At 64.7% G+C, this 20094-nt stretch carries 13 protein-coding genes and 1 pseudogene; 6 read left to right on the forward strand and 8 right to left on the reverse strand.

Translation table 11 applies throughout. From position 1 onward, the window contains the following. The first annotated feature begins 14 nt into the window (after positions 1 to 14). On the forward strand, positions 15 to 1145 hold the full coding sequence (locus A9762_RS13940; protein WP_069342606.1) for a hypothetical protein: 1131 nt from the start codon (positions 15 to 17) through the stop codon (positions 1143 to 1145). Between the two features lie 73 nt (positions 1146 to 1218). Continuing rightward, positions 1219 to 2664, forward strand: a complete 1446-nt coding sequence (locus tag A9762_RS13945; RefSeq protein ID WP_139133216.1) for a hypothetical protein — start codon at positions 1219 to 1221, stop codon at positions 2662 to 2664. A 591-nt stretch (positions 2665 to 3255) separates the two neighbouring features. Here A9762_RS13945 and A9762_RS13950 read toward each other — a convergent pair. From A9762_RS13950 to hemC, 4 genes are read right to left on the reverse strand one after another with little or no spacing between them, the layout of a single operon-like run. Next, positions 3256 to 4428 carry a heme biosynthesis HemY N-terminal domain-containing protein gene (locus A9762_RS13950; RefSeq protein WP_069342608.1) on the reverse strand — a complete coding sequence of 391 codons (1173 nt, stop codon included), beginning with the start codon at positions 4426 to 4428 and terminating at the stop codon, positions 3256 to 3258. A 10-nt stretch (positions 4429 to 4438) separates the two neighbouring features. Beyond that, positions 4439 to 5602, reverse strand: coding sequence for a uroporphyrinogen-III C-methyltransferase (locus A9762_RS28135; protein WP_170836237.1), 1164 nt, complete (start codon positions 5600 to 5602; stop codon positions 4439 to 4441). Further along, positions 5589 to 6614 carry a uroporphyrinogen-III synthase gene (locus A9762_RS28140; protein WP_083253918.1) on the reverse strand — a complete coding sequence of 342 codons (1026 nt, stop codon included), beginning with the start codon at positions 6612 to 6614 and terminating at the stop codon, positions 5589 to 5591. Before A9762_RS28140 ends, A9762_RS28135 begins: the two co-directional genes overlap by 14 nt. After that, complete coding sequence (gene hemC / locus A9762_RS13960; RefSeq protein ID WP_069342609.1) at positions 6611 to 7579, reverse strand: hydroxymethylbilane synthase; 969 nt, start codon at positions 7577 to 7579, stop codon at positions 6611 to 6613. Before hemC ends, A9762_RS28140 begins: the two co-directional genes overlap by 4 nt. A 79-nt stretch (positions 7580 to 7658) precedes the next feature. Here hemC and ppc point away from each other — a divergent pair, with 79 nt between their 5' ends. The 3 genes from ppc to argH all read left to right on the forward strand — a co-directional run bounded on the left by ppc (position 7659) and on the right by argH (position 13331). Then, a complete protein-coding gene (gene ppc / locus A9762_RS13965) occupies positions 7659 to 10718 on the forward strand; it encodes a phosphoenolpyruvate carboxylase (protein ID WP_069342610.1) in 3060 nt (1019 codons plus the stop codon). 283 nt (positions 10719 to 11001) lie between these two features. After that, complete coding sequence (aroQ, locus tag A9762_RS28145) at positions 11002 to 11769, forward strand: gamma subclass chorismate mutase AroQ (protein ID WP_170836238.1); 768 nt, start codon at positions 11002 to 11004, stop codon at positions 11767 to 11769. Between the two features lie 164 nt (positions 11770 to 11933). Next, complete coding sequence (gene argH / locus A9762_RS13975; RefSeq protein ID WP_069342611.1) at positions 11934 to 13331, forward strand: argininosuccinate lyase; 1398 nt, start codon at positions 11934 to 11936, stop codon at positions 13329 to 13331. A 79-nt stretch (positions 13332 to 13410) separates the two neighbouring features. On the opposite strand, the gene gltS is transcribed toward argH, so the two are convergent. The 4 genes and pseudogenes from gltS to apbC form a co-directional block, all read right to left on the reverse strand. After that, positions 13411 to 14637 (reverse strand): sodium/glutamate symporter, encoded by a 1227-nt coding sequence (gene gltS / locus A9762_RS13980; protein WP_069342612.1) that lies wholly within the window; start codon positions 14635 to 14637, stop codon positions 13411 to 13413. Positions 14638 to 15004: 367 nt separating this feature from the next. Beyond that, positions 15005 to 17290 (reverse strand): arginine/lysine/ornithine decarboxylase, encoded by a 2286-nt coding sequence (locus A9762_RS13985; protein ID WP_069342613.1) that lies wholly within the window; start codon positions 17288 to 17290, stop codon positions 15005 to 15007. A 106-nt stretch (positions 17291 to 17396) separates the two neighbouring features. Continuing rightward, positions 17397 to 17966, reverse strand: a complete 570-nt coding sequence (dcd, locus tag A9762_RS13990) for a dCTP deaminase (protein ID WP_039373928.1) — start codon at positions 17964 to 17966, stop codon at positions 17397 to 17399. A gap of 122 nt (positions 17967 to 18088) precedes the next feature. Continuing rightward, positions 18089 to 19177: pseudogene (apbC, locus tag A9762_RS13995) on the reverse strand (iron-sulfur cluster carrier protein ApbC); the annotation flags it as partial. A 268-nt stretch (positions 19178 to 19445) separates the two neighbouring features. On the opposite strand from apbC, the gene A9762_RS14000 reads away from it, so the two are divergent. Continuing rightward, positions 19446 to 20094 (forward strand): OmpA family protein (locus A9762_RS14000; protein ID WP_069342615.1); only part of this gene is annotated, 649 nt, incomplete at its 3' end.

The raw sequence follows: 20094 nt of genomic DNA on the forward strand, positions 1-20094 counted from the left end.
GACCACCATCGGCAGTGGCCGGGCCGTCGCAGGCGATTCGACGGGATCTCAACGCCGTGCGTTCCGCTTCGCACAGTTCGACCACGTCGGGCAGCTTTCTCTCCAGCATCACGCAACGTGTTTTCGGCACGAAAGCGTCCTCCCTCTGCACGCCGAACTCGTCAGCGGCGGAGAAAGCCGCAGCGCGTGCACGCGGTGCCGCCGCATTTGCCAAGCTTCCCCCCGTCTATCAAGTACCCGCTACAGTGCCAGCATCGGCGTCCCCGGCATCCCGGCCCGCCGCACTGGGCGACTTGCTCACCGTCGCTGAGACAAACCGCTATGACGCGTGGTTTTATCTGATCGACCGGGAAGCCTGTCCAGCCGAAACCATGGCGCCCACCAAACTGGCGGCATTCGCGAACGCCATCGACCTCTTGCAGGAAGATCATCGACCGCCCGCAGCGGAATTCGTGATCTCGTATCTGCACAACTTCTACGTCACCATTGGCAAGCCCGGCGAGTTTGCGACGTATGTCGGCCAGATTTTCAGCGGCATGAAACAACTGGCGAGCGCTACGCCATTGATCGAGGCCTTTTTCCGGCAAACCGCGACCGTATTCGGCAACAAGCAGCATCTGGTCGCGTGGGGAATACAGCGAAATCTCACGGGCTTTAGCGCGGCCGACGCTGACAAGCTTTGGCGCGCTACCGCCATCTGGAAGCTTGAATACATGCGCGCCGAGCAGCGTTACGACGGATGGAACAAAGCCTTTGTGCAACTGGACCGCCAATCCATAGCGTCGACTACCGCCGACATTGCCCTTCACGGCAACGCGATCACACTGATCCCCGAAGGCGAAAACCGCCATCTGGCGGCCAGTCAGTTGGCCAAGCGCCTGATCGCATCGGCGACGCCACGCGCAACGCCCGCTGCCAGAATTGCGTTCGTTCATGAGGGACTGGCGATGATCGACGACAACGCGGTCCGGGCAGACGTTGCCGAAGGACTCATCGAGCACACACGAGCAGACGGCTCGGCGGTTCGAGAATACGTACACCGCGCCATCTCCGACAGATTCGACTTGTTCGATCCCGGCACCGGATTCCATCTGCAAAGCGTGCTCAAACGCCTGAACCCGTCGGCCCAATCAGAAAAGCCCTGACACGAGCGGCAAAGTCTCTCGCCGGACAACCCGGCACAGTGCTGGCTCCTTCATGACCTGTCAGGAGTCCGCATTGTTTCCTTCTTCACGTCTGACTCACACCGCATTGCCGGTCGATGCCACCACGGCGTGCAACACGACGTCGACCTCGACGTCGACCGCTTGCGTGACGACAGTGGCACCCTCTGGCACCCCACCCCCTACGACGCCCTCGCGCGCCCTCTTCCCTTACGATTTCTGGCAAGCGATTCAGGCGCCCCTCAGCCCACCTGCGGTGACCCCCACTGACGACACGCTGCCCGCCGTGCCGTCGCCACCTCCGCCGGCGTCGCTACCGTCGTTGGGCCTTGCGGCCAGCGATTGGCGCGTCGACTTCACTGGCCTGTTCGAACTCCCGTTGTCGACCGACGACGCCGCGAGCGTGACGCGTCCTGCCATCGGCAAGCGCGACTTCGCCACGGCCCTCGGTGGCGACGACGCCACCCACGCAGCGCACTGGAAGCGTCTGTCCGCCTTGCGCGAGATCCCGGCGCTCGAACCCAAGCCGTCGACCTCGGGTATGCGTTATCGCACCGGTCCGTCGATTCCGGAGCCGGTGCTGCGTAAGGCCCTGCTTGTGCTCGGCGATCCCGCTGCGCAGGCCTCCGACTGGTTTGCCACGCTGGCATCGCGCGCCGTCGATGTCGTGCTCGACAAGGGGCACTACGCCGATGCCCATCATCTGCTCGAAGGGCTGTTGCGACGTCTCGAGAGCGATCAGGCGCTTGCGCACTGGACCACGGCGTTCGAGCGCGTTGTCGCACTCACGATGCGCTTCGAGGCGCGTACGGAGCATGCCGCACGCGCCATGCTGCTCACTTGCAGCAAGACGTCGGGCGACGGCGCCCAGGCGCTGGCGCAAGCGTCGACGAATGCCAGCATCGAACATCTGGTGGCGCACCGGCTCCATGCGATTGCCGATGGGCCAGCCGACAGGCGCGCGAGCGAATGGCGCGACTTGCTCGACGGCATGCAGCGCTCGAGCGCGTGTACGACGGCGCAACGTCTCGTGCCCCTCGCACGCTTCATCGGCTTGCTGAGCGAGGCGGAGCAGACGCCTGCGGCCATGGCGCTCGTCGAGGCGGCATGTACGTTCGCCGGTCACGGCGGCTGGCGCGAACTGGCGTCCGAACTGTTCGGGGCGGTGCCGACCAGCGAGATGGCGGCGATTGCACGCACCCTCACGAGCAACGACCGGCGTATGTTTGCCGACGACGTGAAAGCCGTCGTCGAAGCCATCTCGGAGCGCGTTGACCGCCTGTCCGACGAAGACACGCGAGCGCTCATCGAACATCTCGAGCCGATCGTCATGATGCGCGGTGATTTCGACTATCTGGTCTTCGGGCCGGACGAGTGCGCCCAGATGCTCGACGACCTGCGCACGACATGCCGCCGCCGGGGCTTCGACGATCTGACGAGCCAACTGGACACAACCCTCGAAGCGGTCTGCGACGAGTACAAGCGCACGATGATGGACTGACGGCGCTACCGTACCGTTCATCGCGACACCCGCATCGACGCGGGTGTCGGTTGTGATTTCCCCTCACGCCGTTCACCCGAACGGATTGTGAAAGACGCGCCTGCGAGGCGTGTCGCACAGTGCAACGTTCGCCCCCATCAAGGAGAGACTTATCGTGCCGCCCCTAACCGGTCCCTCAGACGCTCGCCGGACACCGTCCAACGTCATCGAGACGCGTCAGACGCCAACCGACAGTCGCCCGTCGGCAAACACCCGACTCACGTTCTCAAACGATTTCAACAATGCCGGCCAAAGTGCCTTTGCATTGGGGGTAGCCCCGGGCGCAGCGGCATCGGCAGCCGGATTGAGGGCCTTGGCGCAGCGTTCGCAGCAGAAATTCCCATAAGCACCAGGCGATGCCGATGAGGGCCAACGAGGTAACGATCGGCGCGCCTGCGAAAGCGACACCGGGCGACATGCCGCAGCGCGTGAACGGTATGCATCCGGGCATGGGTCGATCGTTGACGACTGACTCACCATCGTTGCATTCGCCATAAACGACAACACCCGCTCGCGGCGGGTGTTGTCGGTCAAACATGGGCGCTCGGTATCTCAAGCCGTGGCGCAGGCCCGGTAGTGACGATTGGCCTGATCCATCTGCCCCAGCCCTTCGAAGAGTTGCGCCAGCGCCAGATGCAGACGCTGCTGCAAATGCCGGTCGTCGGTGTGACGCAATGCGCCTTCGAGGAACGTCTGCGCCTTGCCCCACAACCGCTGGTGCTGGCACAGCTTGCCCAGCGCGTAGAGCAGATCGGGATCGTTCGGATGCCGCTGCTGCCAGGCTTCCGCCTTCTGGATGAGCGGCAGGGCGTCGCCGCCCGCGCACTCGGCATAGCGACGCAGCAAGCGTGCGTCCCAATGCTCGGCCAACGCCGCTTCGACGATATCGCGCGCTTCACGCGGACGGTCCAGCGAAATCAGCAGTTCGGCGGCGACATCCGCGATACGCGCCGACGTGCGGGCATCCGCCGGCAGCTCGTGCCAGCACTTGAGCAGCGCATCCGCATCGTGACGATGGTCACGCAGAATGCCCTCGCTGGCCGTCTGCTTGAGCTTGGCCGCCAGCGCCGGGTGCAACGCCTCACGCTTTTCCAGCATCTTGAGCAGGTTCAGCACCTCGGGCCAGTGCTTGAGATGCTGATGTGCACGCAATGCCACGAGTTGCGCCTGCATGCGTCGCGCGCCCTGCGCACGCATCTCGGTCAGCGCATCGAGCGCGCCTTGTGCATCACGATTGTCGACACGCAACTCGGCCGTCTGCAACAAGCGCGCCTCTTCCAGATTCGCGCCCTGCGCTTCCGCCAGCCACGTATCTCGACGCGCGAACTCGCGCATGCGATGCGCCGCACGCGCACCGATGATCGCGGCCACACCGCGATTGTCGTCCTGCTCCGCCGCTTCGCGCGCCGCCTTTTCCGCACGCGTGTAACGTCCGGCGAAGAGGTTCGCCACCGCGTCGCGCAGCGCGATGTTCGCGCGACGGCTGCGTTGGCGATTGCGGTACGCAGCGACACGTTCCGGCATCTTGTAGATGTTGCGCAAAATCCGAATGATGACGTACAGCGCAACGAACAGGGCCAGCAGCGCCAGCACGAACAGGTTCAGCGATACGTCCACCCGGTACGGCGGCACCAGCATCACCACCTGCCCGTGATTGAACGTGGCCAGTACGGCAAAACCGGCCGCCACCGCGAACAGGAGCGTCAACCAGATCAGTCCTCGCATGCCCGGCTCCTTACGGCTTTTCCTTGACGTCCTTGACCTGACCGATGGCGGTCAGGCTGGCGTCAAGGGTCGGCAGTTCGATGGTGCGCGAGCCTGAATCGACCTGGTCGAGCAACGTTTTGACGGCGGCGATGCGGCGCGACTTGGCGTCGAAGTACTTGTCGAGCGCGGCCTGCGCGACCAGCACGTCGCTATGCACCGCCGACGCGTTGCGGGCGAGCAGCGCCAGTCGGGCGTTGAGCAAGCGCAGCTTGAGGTTCGCACGCAGGAAGGCGCCCTGCTCGGGCGCGACGAGCATCACGTCAGGATCGTCGAGGCGGCGTACCTGCACCAGTTGCTTGAGGCTGCCGAGCATCTCGCCGGACAGGCGGTGCCACGTGGCCGTCCAGCCGGTCTCGCCAGCACCGCTCGGGCCGCTGGCGTCCGTCTTCGGTGCGACGCGCTGTTCTTCGGCCTGCAACGGCAGCGTGTCGATCATGGCGATGGCCTGATCGAGCTTGCCGGTCAGTTGCGGAAGATCGGCCGCAGGCACCGCTTTGAGGCGGTCGATGTCCTTCTTCAAGGCATCGCGCACGCCCGCGAGTTGTGGCGCGCCAGTGCGGGCCAGACGCGCATCGGCGCCTTCCAGCGCGATCAATGCACCGCGCACGTTGCCCGTCAGTTGCAACTGTTGATTCGCACTCGTGACGATCTGCTCGGTCTCGGCGAGCACCCACTCGTCGCGGTTGTGCGCCAGTTCCTGATAGAGCTGTTCGAGCGCGGCCTGCTGACTGCGCGAGTCGGACACACGGCCTTCCAGCGCGGTGAGCCGGTTCTGGAGGTCGCGCTGGTTATCGAGCGCCTGCGCGGTGCGCACCTGCGCCTGCATCACCTGCGAGTCGCCCGCCTGCTGACGGCGCGCCATTTCCTGCTGCACGCGGTCGAGCTTCTGGTTGAGCGACCAGCCGCCGATGCCCGCGCCGGCGGACACCAGCACGAACAGCAGCCACGGCAGCGCCGCCCCCGAGCCGCGACGCTTCTGCGGTGGCTCGGGCGGTTGCCATGCCGGAGGACTGCCTGCGGCGCTATAGGTCGCCCCTGCGGTCGCGCCGCCGGTAGCGGGTGAATTCGCCGTCGTGCCGGTCGACACCGACGGGTTCTGGGAAGACTCTGGAACGCGATTATCTGTCGTCATGCTTGACTTGAATGGGATCCGCCCATGTTTTGAGTGCGGCCAGCAAGTTGTCGTCGCCGGGCGCGCACTGCGTAATCCTATCAAACCCCGCCGAGCGCGCGGCATCTGCGATGCGGGTATGCGAAGTAAAGCACGGTGCGGCAAGGATTTGGGCCAGCACTTGCGGGGTGCCCGGGGTATGCACGCCGTCACGGGTACCGTAGCGCGCCGCGAGTAGCGTAGCGAGGTGCCGGACCGCTTCCGAGCTGGTCAGCACCCAGGCACACCGCTCGGCGCCATCGTGCGAGGCGAGCCGGGCTTCGAGCGCGGCCCAGGCCGCCGCGTCGGGCGAGGGCGCACGACGCGTGTACGCGCTCACGATATCGAGCTGCGCGCCGTTCGCCCGCAGCGTATCGGCCAGCAATTCGCGACCGCCATCGCCCCGAACCAACAACACACGTCGTCCCGCGAGCGCGGGCAGATCGAGCTCCTCAAGCAACGCCTCGGAGTCGAAGCGCGCGTCGGGACCGCCCGGCGGCACGATGACACGATGTCCGGGCGACGCAATGCCGGCGTCGGCCAGCGCCTGCGCGCTGCCGGGGCCGACCACGGCCACGGGCAACGTTTGCGGCCAGCGCGCACCCGCTTCACCCACTCCCCTCACCTCGTCCGCGTTTGTCGTACCGTCGCCGTTCGCCGGTTGCAGATACGTCAGTCGCGCAAGCGCATGCATGACGGCATTGGGTGAGACGAATACAGCCAGCGCGTAGGACGACAGCGACGCTAGCGCCGCGTCGAGCGCCGCCAGCGCTTCGGGATCGGCTTGCGCGGCGATGTGCAGCAGCGGGAATTCGAGCGTATCGATCCCTTCGGCGTGCAGCGCACGGGCCAGCGTTTGGGCCTGCCCGTCCGGCCGGGTGAGGATCGCGCACGGTGCGGCGCTCACGGCCACGGTGCGCACGGGCGTGGCAGGCGTACCAGCCGTAGCGGCCGAGTTCGGCGACGCCGGTGGCAGCGGTGCGCGCGGCGTCAAACGGCGGTGTCCTTCGGCTCGGGCGGCGGCACCAGCGCCAGCCCGCCCGCGTCGATCAGTTCCTGCGCCACGCGCTGCCCCAGCGCTTCGGCGCCGGACACGTCACCCTGCGCCACCCGGGCGGAACCCGCCGCGCGCAGCACCGTCGCGCCGTCGGTCGAGGCAATGAACGCGCGCAACGCCAGTTCACCCTGCGGCGAGAATTCGGCGTACGCCCCCAAAGGCACCTGACACGAGCCGCCGAGGGCGCGCGACACGGCACGCTCGGCACTCACGGCCAGCGTAGTGTTGCCATCGTGCAACGGTGCGAGCCATTGCAGGATTTCGGGACGTCCGGCACGCACTTCGATGCCCAATGCGCCCTGACCGGCCGCCGGCAGGCTCGCATCGGTCGGAATGATCGCGCGGATGCGGCTGGCGAGCCCAAGGCGCTTGAGCCCCGCCGCCGCCAGAATGATGGCCGAGAAGTCGCCCCGGTCGAGCTTGCCGAGACGGGTATCCAGGTTGCCGCGCAACGGCGCGACCTTGAGATGGGGATAACGCGTGCGCAGGCTGACTTCCCGGCGCAGGCTCGACGTGCCCACGACGGCCCCGGCGGGCAAGGCGTCGAGGCTGTCGTAGTCGTTGCTCACGAAGGCGTCGCACGGGTCTTCGCGCTCGAGCACGGCCGCCAGTGTGAAGCCGTCCGGCAATTGCATCGGCACGTCCTTGAGCGAGTGAACGGCGAGATCGGCACGGCCGTCGGCCAGCGCCAGCTCGAGTTCCTTGACGAACAACCCCTTGCCACCGACCTTCGCGAGCGAGCGATCGAGAATTTGGTCACCGCGAGTGGTCATTCCGAGAATACTGACGTGACACTGCGGATATAATTTGTGCAGCGCGTCACGAACGTGTTCGGCTTGCCACATGGCGAGGCGGCTCTCGCGTGAAGCGATCACCAGGGTTTCAGGAGAAGCGAAGTTCATTCAGCAACCGCGTGAAGACCAAAAGAAAAAATGGTAACACGCTTGACCGGCCCGAACGGCTGGTCTCGAGAGGAGCGACATGAAGAGCAGCGCAAAGGCAAAAGCCCCGAAAGAGGGCCTGGCCAAGTCGGTCGGCAAGACGTCCCCCGCGAAGGCAGCACCCGCGGTTTCATCCCCCCCATCCCGCTCGCGACGTCCATCAGGTCAATCAAGTCCTGCCAGGACGGCACGCACTGGCGCGACATCGGTCGCGGCGGTCAAGGCATCCCCATCCACGGCAACACCCAAGGCCCGTCGCTCACGCGAGGACAAGGACGCCCCGCTGCGTGAGGACATCCGCTTCCTCGGCCGTCTGCTCGGCGACGTGCTGCGCGAGCAACAGGGGAGCGACGCCTTCGATCTGGTCGAGACCATCCGCCAGAACGCCGTGCGCTTTCACCGCGAAGGCGACCGCAGCGCGGCCAGGGCGCTCGACACGCTGCTCAACGGCCTGACCAACGAGAAGGCCATTCAGGTCGTGCGCGCGTTCAGCTACTTCTCGCATCTGGCCAATATTGCCGAGGATCGTCACCACAACCGCCGCCGCCGCGTGCATGCGCTCGCCGGCAGCCGTCCCCAGCCGGGCAGCCTGAGCGCCGCGCTGCAAAGCCTGAAAGACGCCGGGCGCGACGACCCCGCCACGCTGCAAGCCTTCTTTGCCAGCGCGCTCATCGTGCCGGTGCTCACCGCCCACCCGACCGAAGTTCAGCGCAAGAGCATTCTCGACGCCGAGCGCGAAATCGCGCGCTTGCTCGAACATCGTGACGACGCGCTCACCGAGCGCGAGTCGGCGCGCAACACGGAATCGATGCGCGCCTACGTCACCACGCTGTGGCAGACGCGCATGCTGCGTAGTTCGCGACTGACGGTGGCCGATGAAATCGAAAACGCGCTGTCGTATTACCGCAGCACGTTCCTGACGGAAATTCCCGCGCTGTACGACGACGTAGCCGCCGAGCTGCACGACGCCGTGCCGAGTGTGCGCTCAGAAGGTCTCGGGCGCTTTCTGCAAATGGGCAGCTGGATCGGCGGCGATCGCGACGGCAACCCGAACGTCACCGCACAGACGTTGCAACTGGCGATCACGCGTCAGGCCACGGAAATCTTCGCGCACTACCTCGAACAGGTGCACTTGCTGGGCGCGGAACTCTCCGTCTCGCACCTGCTCGCCGGTGCCAGCGACGCCCTGCTCACGCTCGCCCGCCGCTCGCCGGACGACTCCCCGCACCGCACCGACGAGCCCTACCGCCGCGCGCTGATCGGCGTGTACGCGCGACTGGCGGCGACTGCGCGCGAGTGGGTCGGTCACGTGCCGCATCGCGGTGCCGTCGGCAATGCCAGCCCGTACCTCGACGCCAGCGAATTCATCTCCGATCTGAACACGGTCGTCGCATCGCTCATGGCGCATCACGGCAGCGCACTGATCTCTCAGCGCCTCGGACCGCTGGTGCGTGCTGCCGAAGTGTTCGGTTTCCATCTCGCGAGCATCGACCTGCGTCAAAGTTCGGACGTTCACGAAGCGGTCATTGCTGAGTTGTTCGCAAAGGCCGGCGTCGAAGCGAATTACGCGAAGCTCGACGAGCACGAGAAACTCGCCCTGCTGCTGCGCGAACTACGCGAAGCGCGCCCGCTCTTTTCGCCGTATCTCGAATACTCGCAACGCACCCGCGACGAACTGGCCGTGTTCTCCGCCGCGCGCGACATCCGCGCCCGGTTCGGAGCGCGCGCCGTACGCAACTACATCATTTCGCACACGGAAACGGTCAGCGATCTGGTGGAAGTCATGTTGCTGCAAAAGGAGACGGGCCTCTTCCAGGGCGCGCTCGGCAGCGACGGCACGAAGCCGGTCGAGCCGAAGGTCGGCGCGATGGTCATCCCGCTGTTCGAGACGATCGCCGACTTGCGCAACGCGCCGGTCATCATGCGCGAGTTCTTCGACATCCCGGGCATGCCGGCGGTCGTCACGCAACAAGGCGGCGAGCAGGAAGTCATGCTCGGCTACTCCGACAGCAACAAGGACGGCGGCTTCCTCACGTCCAACTGGGAACTCTATAAGGCCGAACTGGCGCTGGTGCGGCTGTTCGAGGAGAAAGGCATCCGCCTGCGGCTGTTCCACGGCCGGGGCGGTACGGTCGGTCGCGGCGGTGGCCCGACCTATCAGGCCATCCTGTCGCAGCCGCCGGGCACGGTGAACGGGCAGATCCGTCTGACGGAGCAAGGCGAGATCATCGCCAGCAAGTTCGCGAACCCGGAGATCGGACGCCGCAATCTGGAGACCATCGTCGCCGCGACGCTCGAAGCCACGCTGCTGCCGAGCCGCAATCAGCCGCCGCGTCTGGCCGCGTTCGAAGCGGTCATGCAGACGCTCTCCGATACGGCGTTCGCCGCGTATCGCGATCTGGTGTACGAAACGCCCGGCTTTACCGACTACTTCTTCTCGGCCACGCCGATTGCAGAAATCGCCGAGCTGAACATCGGCTCGCGTCCCGCGTCGCGCAAGTTCTCCGATCCTAAGCATCGCCGCATCGAAGACCTGCGCGCCATTCCATGGGGATTCTCGTGGGGCCAATGCCGTCTGCTGCTTACCGGCTGGTACGGCTTCGGCAGCGCGGTGAGCGCCTATCTCGACGGCGACGGCGGCAAGTCCGGCAAGCCCGCGAAGGCCAGCAAGGAAGACAAGGCAGGTCGCGACAAGCGTCTCGACACGCTGCGTCAGATGGTCAAGCGCTGGCCGTTCTTTGCCAACCTGCTCTCGAACATGGACATGGTGCTCTCGAAAACGGATCTGGCCGTGGCATCGCGTTACGCCGAGCTGGTACCGGATGAGAAGCTGCGCAAGCGCGTGTTCAACCGCATCGTCGCCGAATGGCAGAGCACGTCGCAAGCGCTCGCGCTCATCACCGGGCACGAGGAACGTCTGGCGGATAACCCGATGCTCGCGCGCTCGATCAAGAACCGCTTCCCGTATCTCGATCCGCTCAATCACTTGCAGGTCGAGTTGCTGCGTCGGCATCGCGCAGGGGAATCGGACGAACGGGCGCGTCGCGGCATTCACCTGTCCATCAACGGTATTGCCGCCGGGCTGCGCAATACCGGCTGACGTCCGAAAAAGCCGGCCGCTTCTGCCCCGTGCCGACGCTGGCGCGGGGCAGGCACACCGGACGGATGGGGACGGGATACCTAAAGGTGGCTCATGCGCCCTTGGGAATCTCCTCAACGACAGCCCATGGATAGCGCGGTATATTTCGACGCATTCGACTCGATGGCTGCCGGGGGGCCAATCCATCATGCATTCCGATCATTTCCTTAATGCACTCCGGGCGGACCGGGCGGACCGGACGCATCCGGTGCATCCGGTGCCGACGCGACCTGCGCACGCAACCTTGACACGACGGGTAGCCTGGCTCGCGGCGTGCGTCGCGACCACGGCGTCCACCGCATTTGCCGTCAGCACCAGCGCGCATGCGGCACCCGCCAACGGCGCCGCGCCAGAGCAGAGCGCCCGGGCGTCCGCCCTCTCGTCCTATGCCATTGCGACCGCACCGCATGGCGTGCGCGGATTCGCGGCGCGTGTCGTCTCGCAAACGCTCGCCGCATCCCCGTCGGAGCCGTCGAAGCCCCGGCCCGTCGTCGACCCGGTGCTGGATCCGTTGATGAACGGCATTCTTGCGCGCCTCGCGATCAGCGAAGCGGTCGCCAGAAACAAGTACGCCTCGGGCAAGCCGGTGCAGGACACGCCGCGCGAGCAGGCGCTGCTCGACAGCGTGGGCGAGCGCGCCAGCCAGTTCGGGCTGACACCTGCGCAGGCGCGCACCTTCTTCCGCCTGCAAATCGAAGCGGGCAAGCTCGTGCAGACGGCCTTGCTGGCGCGCTGGGCCCGCGACGGCAGTGCACCGGGCGAGCCGGTCGACCTGAGCACCCGGCTGCGGCCAGCGCTCGACAAGCTCGGCACCTCGCTGATGCACGACCTCGGACGCCTTTGCGCCCTGCCCGACGATCCGACACGGCTGGCCCGCATCCATCAGGCCCGTGAGCGCATCGCCAAAGCGGCGAAACTCGAAGCCTTGCAACGGGCAGCGTTCGACGAAGCGACCTCCGGCCTGTGCCTTTCGGCGCCGCCGCGCGTCTGGACGTTATCGATGGCGAACTGAGCCGTAACGCGGCCGGCCCCTGTCCCGGGGTCGCCGCAGGCCGCCTTCCCGGCGCTGGGCTGTCGTAGCAAGGGCCCCGGGGCTGTATAATCGCGGTTTGCCGTGCTTTGCCACGGTTTGCGCCCACGGGCCTGAACGGGCCCACGATTAGCCACGCTACGACAATGACCTCCCAACTCCACAAGAAAGGCGAAGCCTGGTCGGCACGCTTTTCCGAACCCGTTTCCGATCTCGTCAAGCGCTATACCGCGTCGGTGTTCTTCGACAAGCGACTCGCGCTGTTCGACATCGAAGGTTCGCTCGCTCACGCCGACATGCTGGCTGCGCAAGGCATCATCAGCGCGCAGGATCTGGCCGACATCCAGCGAGGCATGACGCAGATTCGCAGCGAGATCGAAGGCGGTCAGTTCGAGTGGCAACTGGATCTCGAAGACGTCCACCTCAACATCGAAGCCCGTCTCACCGCGCTGATCGGCGACGCCGGCAAGCGCCTGCACACCGGCCGTTCGCGTAACGATCAGGTCGCCACCGACATCCGCCTGTGGCTGCGCAGCGAGATCGACAGCATCGGCAAGCACCTCGGCGATCTGCGCCGTGCGCTGCTGGATCTGGCCGAGCAGCACAGCGCCACGATCCTGCCGGGCTTCACGCACCTGCAGGTGGCACAGCCGGTGACGTTCGGTCACCACCTGATGGCTTACTTCGAGATGTTCAGCCGCGATGCCGAGCGCATGATCGACGTGCGCCGCCGCGTGAACCGTCTGCCGCTGGGCGCCGCGGCGCTGGCCGGCACGAGCTACCCGATCGATCGCGAGCGTGTTGCCGCGACGCTCGGCTTCGAAGAGGTCTGCACGAACTCCCTCGACGCGGTGTCGGATCGTGACTTCGCCATCGAATTCACCGCCGCCGCAGCGCTGGTGATGACGCACGTCTCGCGCTTCTCGGAAGAACTGGTGCTGTGGATGAGCCCGCGCGTGGGTTTCATCGATCTGGCCGACCGTTTCTGCACGGGCAGTTCGATCATGCCGCAGAAGAAGAACCCGGACGTGCCCGAACTTGCCCGCGGCAAGACCGGTCGCGTGAATGGCCACCTGATGGCGTTGCTGACGCTGATGAAGGGCCAGCCGCTCGCGTACAACAAGGACAATCAGGAAGACAAGGAACCGCTGTTCGATACGGTCGATACCGTCATCGACACGCTGCGAATCTTTGCCGACATGGTGCCGGGCATCAAGGTGCGCGAAGCCAACATGCGCAACGCTGCGCTGCAAGGCTTCTCGACGGCGACCGATCTGGCCGACTACCTCGTGAAGAAGGGTCTGCCGTTCCGCGACGCGCATGAGATCGTCGCCCACGCAGTGAAGATCTGCTCGGATCGCGATATCGATCTGGCCGACCTGTCGCTCGCCGAGTTGCAGAAGTTCTCGCCGCTCGTCGGTGAAGACGTCTTCGAATACCTCACGCTCGAAGGCTCGGTCGCCAGCCGTAACCACATCGGCGGCACGGCACCGGCGCAGGTGCAGCGCGCCATCGCGGCGGCGCGCGCGAAACTGGCGAAGTAAGCACCAGGGCGCAGCGCGCACGCATCTGCGCTTCTGCACCAAAGAAAAATGCCACCCTCGGGTGGCATTTTTTTCGCACTCAGAACACTGGCAACGACAGGAATCCCTTGATGACGAGGGCGTTGAGAATGTCGATGAAGAACGCGCCGACCATCGGCACGATCAGGAAGGCGATGTGCGACGGACCGAAGCGCTCCGTCACCGCCTGCATGTTGGCAATGGCCGTGGGCGTCGCGCCGAGACCGAAGCCACAGTGGCCCGCAGCGAGCACCGCTGCATCGTAATTTCGCCCCATGGCGCGGAACGTGACGAAGATCACAAACGCCGCCATCGCCACGGCCTGCACGACCAGAATCACGATCATCGGCAGCGCCAGCGTCGAAAGATCCCACAGTCGCAGCGACATCAGCGCCATCGCCAGAAACAACGACAGGCTGACGTTGCCCAGCACCGACAGCGAACGCTCGAAGACTTCATATCCCACGAGCGACAACACGTTGCGCACCACGACACCGGTGAACAGCACGCACACGAAGGTCGGCAACTCGAACGGCGTCTCCGACAGCCAGCGCGCCACGACCTCCCCGCCCAACAGGCAGATGGCGATCATCGCCACCGTCTCGATCAGCGCCTGCGCCGTAATCAGACGCACCGTGTGTGGCTGCTCGAAGCCCTCAGGGGCGGCATCTTTCGCGGCATCGACCCCGGGCACGCTCACGCCCGCACGCCCGAGTCGCCCGACCAGATAGCGCGCCACCGGACCGCCCAACAGGCCGCCCAGCACCAACCCGAAGGTCGCGCAGGCCATCGCGATTTCCAGCGCCGACTGCACGCCATAGCGCGTGGTGAGCGTCTCACCCCATGCCGCGCCCGTCCCATGTCCGCCCGCGAGCGTGATCGAACCACCCAGCAGCCCAACACCCGGCGGCAATCCCATCGACATCGCCAGCCCTACGCCAATGGCGTTCTGCATGACGAGCATCGCCGCCACGATCCCCAGAAACAGCACCAGACGCTTGCCACCGGCACGTAGGCTGGCCAGATTCGCCGATAACCCGATGGTCGCGAAGAACGCCAGCATCAGCGGCCCTTGCAAGGTCGTATCGAACTTCAGTTCGACGTCGCCGACCTCGCGCAGCGTCAGCGTGCCGAGCGCGACGAGCAACCCTGCGGCCACTGGCTCGGGAATGCTGTAAGTCCGCAGCGGACCGATCCACCCGACCAGCTTGCGTCCGAGTAACAGTACCAACGTGGCGCAAACCAGCGTGCCGTATGTGCCGAACGCCAATTCCCTGGTGATTTCCATGCATTTCCCCGCGACAAAAAGTGCGACGAGTTTAGCAATCGACACCGTGCGAATTGATGGGAAACATCCCAAAAATAGCGAAGTCGAGTCGGGCCACAAAACTCGGGTTTTGTGCCGCATCACATCGATTTGCGGAAATTTGGCGTGATTTCACCACCGCTTGTCCCGATTTTCGACGCGTACGTTCGACCGCGCTATTGACGCACGAGCACTTGACGCAAGCTATCACATCGAAAACGGCGTATAGCGCGCCGCGTGGATGACACGCGTCATGCCAAACACAGCGCATAAAGCAAAACGGCCCCGCGCTTTCGCCTGGGGCCGCATTGCCGTTATCTGCACGGTGAGCGCTGTCACCGGACGTCGCTTATTGACGCACGCAGTCCACGAAGTACTCGGGACGTCCGTCCACATCCTCGACCACCAGACCGTGGATATCGGTATGGAAGCCCGGGAAGCGCTCGTTGAAGTCGCGCGCGAAACGCAGGTACTCGATGATGGCCGCGTTGAAACGCTCGCCCGGAATCAGCAGAGGAATGCCCGGCGGATACGGCGTGAGCAGCACGCTCGTGACACGACCTTCCAGTTCGTCGATAGGCACCCGGTCGATCTGGCGGTGAGCCAGCTTCGAGAAGGCATCCGTCGGCTTCATGGCCGGTTGCATGTCCGAGAGATACATTTCGGTGGTCACGCGCGCAACGTCGTTCGCCTTGTACACGCTGTGGATCTGATCGCACAGGTCGCGCAGACCGATACGTTCATAGCGCGGGAACTGCGCCACGAACTCCGGCAGCACGCGCCACAGCGGACGGTTGTGATCGTAGTCGTCCTTGAACTGCTGCAACTCGGTCACCATCGAGTTCCAGCGACCCTTCGTGATACCGATCGTGAACATGATGAAGAACGAATACAGACCGGTCTTCTCGACGATGATGCCGTGCTCGGCCAGATACTTGGTAACGATGGCCGCCGGAATGCCACTTTCGCCGAACTCGCCGTCCACGTCCAGCCCCGGCGTGATGATCGTCGCCTTGATCGGGTCGAGCATGTTGAAGCCGTCGGCCAGATCGCCGAAGCCGTGCCAGCGGTCGTTCGCGCGCAGCACCCAGTCGTCGCGCTGAATCGTGCCCTCGTCGCCCAGATTCTCCGGGCCCCACACCGAGAACCACCACGAATCGCCGTACTCCTGATCCACCTTGCGCATGGCGCGACGGAAGTCGAGCGCCTCGACGATCGATTCCTCGACCAGCGCCGTGCCGCCCGGCGGCTCCATCATGGCCGCCGCCACGTCGCACGACGCGATGATCGCGTACTGCGGCGAGGTCGACGTGTGCATCAGGTACGCCTCGTTGAAGCGGTACGTATCGAACGTGCGCGCATCCGAATCCTGCACCACGATCTGCGACGCCTGCGAAATGCCGGCGAGCAGCTTGTGCGTGGAGTGGGTGGCGTAAATCGTCGCTTCCGACGAACGCGGACGACCTTCGCCGATGGCGTGCATGTCGCGATAGAACTCGTGGAACGCGGCGTGCGGCAACCAGGCTTCGTCGAAGTGCAGCGTGTCGATGTTGTTGCCCAGCACGTCCTTGATCATTTCGACGTTGTAGATCACGCCGTCGTACGTGCTCTGCGTGATCGTCAGGATGCGCGGCTTGGCGTTCGGGTCACGCTCCAGCACTTCGCGGGCGAACGGGTTCGCTTCGATCTTGGCGCGAATGACTTCCGGTTCGAATTCCGACTTCGGAATCGGGCCGATGATGCCGAGGTGGTTGCGCGTGGGCGTGAGGAACACCGGCACGGCGCCCGTCATGGTGATCGCGTGCAGGATCGACTTGTGGCAGTTACGGTCGACGACCACGATGTCGCCCGGCGCCACGGTGGCGTGCCAGACGATCTTGTTCGACGTCGACGTACCGTTCGTCACGAAGAAGAGGTGATCGGCATTGAAGATGCGTGCCGCATTACGCTCCGACGCCCCCACCGGGCCGTTGTGATCGAGCAATTGGCCGAGTTCTTCCACGGCGTTGCAGACGTCTGCACGCAGCATGTTCTCGCCGAAGAACTGGTGGAACATCTGCCCCACCGGGCTCTTGAGAAACGCCACGCCGCCCGAGTGCCCCGGGCAGTGCCACGAGTAGGAGCCGTCGGCCGCGTAGTGCGTGAGCGAGCGGAAGAACGGCGGCGGCAGCGAGTCGAGATACGACTTGGCTTCACGGATGATGTGACGCGCCACGAACTCCGGCGTGTCTTCGAACATGTGAATGAAGCCGTGCAGCTCGCGCAGGATGTCGTTCGGGATGTGGCGCGAGGTGCGCGTCTCGCCGTACAGGAAAATCGGAATATCCGGATTGCGACGGCGCACTTCCTGCACGAACGCACGCAGGTTGATGATGGCCAGCGCCAGTTCGCCCTCGCCTTCACCGCCCGCTTCACTCGAGAACGTGCCGAACTCGTCGTCGTCGATGGACAGGATGAAGCTCGACGCGCGGCTGGCCTGCTGCGCGAACGAGGTCAGGTCACCGTAGCTGGTGAGACCGTTGACTTCCATGCCCTCGGCCTCGATGGCCTCCGCCAAGGAGCGAATCCCGGATCCGGAAATGTTCTCGGAGCGGAAGTCCTCGTCAATGATGACGATCGGAAAACGGAATTTCATTGGCGTTCCTTCGACAAAAGAACGAGCCACGGTCCGACATGGCCGTGGCTCTGGGGCATTGCGATATTGAGGATGCTCACCGGCGGCGAGTGTCTAGCGTATCAGGCTAGGTTTTCGGCAGCGTGACACCACGCTGTCCCTGATACTTGCCGCCACGATCCTTGTACGAGGTCTCGCAGACTTCGTCGGATTCGAAGAACAGCACCTGAGCCACGCCTTCGTTGGCGTAGATCTTGGCCGGCAGCGGCGTCGTGTTCGAGAACTCCAGGGTCACATAGCCCTCCCATTCGGGTTCGAACGGCGTCACGTTCACGATGATGCCGCAGCGGGCATACGTCGACTTGCCGAGGCACACGGTCAGCACGCTGCGCGGAATACGGAAGTATTCGACGGTGCGGGCGAGCGCGAACGAGTTCGGCGGAATGATGCAGACATCGCTCTCGACATCGACAAAGGACTTCTCGTCGAAGTTCTTCGGATCGACGATCGTCGAGTTGATGTTCGTGAAGACCTTGAATTCAGGCGCACAGCGGATGTCGTAGCCGTAGCTCGACGTGCCGTAGCTGACGATCTTTTGCCCGTCCTGGGAATACCGGATCTGCGACGGCTCGAAGGGCTCGATCATGCCGTGCTCTTCGGCCATACGCCGGATCCATTTGTCGGACTTGATGCTCATGTCTGGGCCTGAATTGGGGTGGTACGTAAAAAGTGGGCGTATTTTACGCGATTGTTGCGGTGCGGTGAGGTTTTCACTCGCACCGCCCCGCGCGAGGCCGCCCGGCCCCGGCAGCGCCGTCCTTACGTGTTCTGAACCACGATGGACGGGAACTTGCTGGTCATGTCCTTCTGCTTGGCCGCGATCTTGACCGCGACCTTGCGGGCGATGGCCTTGTACAGCTCGGCCACGCGACCGTCCGGGTCGCCCACCACGCTCGGCATGCCGGCGTCGGCATGCACGCGGATGCTCATCTCCAGCGGCAGCTTGCCCAGCAGGTCGACGTCGAAATCGTGGCTCATGCGCTCGCCGCCGCCCACGCCGAAGATCGGCTCTTCGTGACCGCAGTTCGAACAGATGTGCAGGCTCATGTTCTCGATCAGCCCCAGAATCGGCACGCCGACCTTTTCGAACATCTTGAGACCCTTGCGCGCGTCGAGCAGCGCCAGATCCTGCGGCGTCGTGACAATGACCGCGCCCGTGACGGGCACCTTCTGCGCGAGCGTGAGCTGAATGTCGCCCGTGCCCGGCGGCATGTCGACGATCAGGTAGTCGAGGTTTTTCCAGTTCGTCTGGTTGAGCAGTTGCTCAAGCGCCTGCGTGACCATCGGGCCGCGCCAGACCATGGGATTGTCCGGCTCGATGAGAAAGCCGATGGAGCTGGCTTGCAGGCCGTGGCCGACCATCGGTTCGAGCGTCTTGCCGTCCGTCGACGCCGGCTTGCCGTGAATGCCCAGCAGCGTCGGCAACGACGGGCCGTAGATATCGGCGTCGAGAATGCCGACCGTGGCGCCTTCGGCGGCGAGCGCCAGGGCGAGGTTCACCGCCGTGGTGCTCTTGCCCACGCCGCCCTTGCCCGAGGCCACGGCGACGATATTCTTGACATTGGGAAGGAGCTTCACCCCGCGTTGAACGGCGTGCGATACGATCTTCTGGTCAATGTGCACGGCAACGCGCTCCACCCCGGGCAGCTTGCCGACGGCGTCGGTAATGCGGGCGCGCATCGCTTCGAACTGGCTTTTGGCGGGATAGCCGAACTCGATTTCGATCCCGACGTGACCGTGCCCGGCATCGACCTGTTTCACATACTTTCCGGCGATCAGGTCCAGGCCCGTGTCCGGGTCGACGATGCCACGCAGCACTTCATTGATTTGGGCGACTTCCATATGGGTCTCTCGCTCTGTCGAGGCGCCCCGGGCGGGCCCGGCATGGCGCTAACAACTTGTAACAACCGTGGCGCACGCTCTCGACTAGCATTCGAGGCGCGCGTGTTATGGGGAACCAGCCGTCGCGGCAATTTGTCCTTGCCTGCGGTTGAAGCTCAGCGCTATTGTAAAAGACGTCGCGCCGACAGGTTTAAAACCCCTGCGGCGCGCGCGTGCTTCGACGAAGTGCTTACGCGTGTTTCATCACAGCTAGCTAATCGATAAGGAGCCTCAAATGAACAAGAACACTCTGCGCGCTTCCGCGCTCGTACTGGTCGCAGCCGCCATGCTCGCCGGGTGCCAGACGCAGCAAGGCACGAACACGGCAGTCGGTACCGGTGTCGGTGCGGCCGTCGGGGCGGGTCTTGGCAACCTCATCGGTGGCAATACCACGGGCACCCTGATCGGTGCTGCGGTCGGCGCGGCCGCCGGCGGCGCCACGGGCTACAACTGGCAATCGATCAAGAACACGCTGGGCGGCCACACGGCCGGCACCGGCACGCAGATCTCCGAGCGTCCGGACGGCCAACTCCAGGTCAACGTGCCGAGCGACGTGACGTTCGATACCAACCAGTACGCCATCAAGCCGAACTTCGCGGCAGTGCTCACCGATCTGGCCAACTCGATGAACCAGAACCCGGGCATCACCGCACGCGTGATCGGGCACACGGACAGCACGGGCGGCGACCGGATCAACATTCCGCTGTCGCAAAACCGCGCCAACAGCGTCATTCAGTTCCTGACCAGCCGTGGCGTGGCCGCAAACCGTCTGCAAGGCGTCGGCGTCGGATCGAGCCAGCCGGTCGCCTCGGATGCGACCGCCGAAGGCCGTGCCCAGAACCGTCGCGTCGAAATCCTGCTGCAAGCCCCGCAACAACAGCAAG

It is taken from the genome of Pandoraea sp. ISTKB (assembly GCF_001721285.1).
Classification (GTDB): Bacteria; Pseudomonadota; Gammaproteobacteria; order Burkholderiales; family Burkholderiaceae; genus Pandoraea; species Pandoraea capi.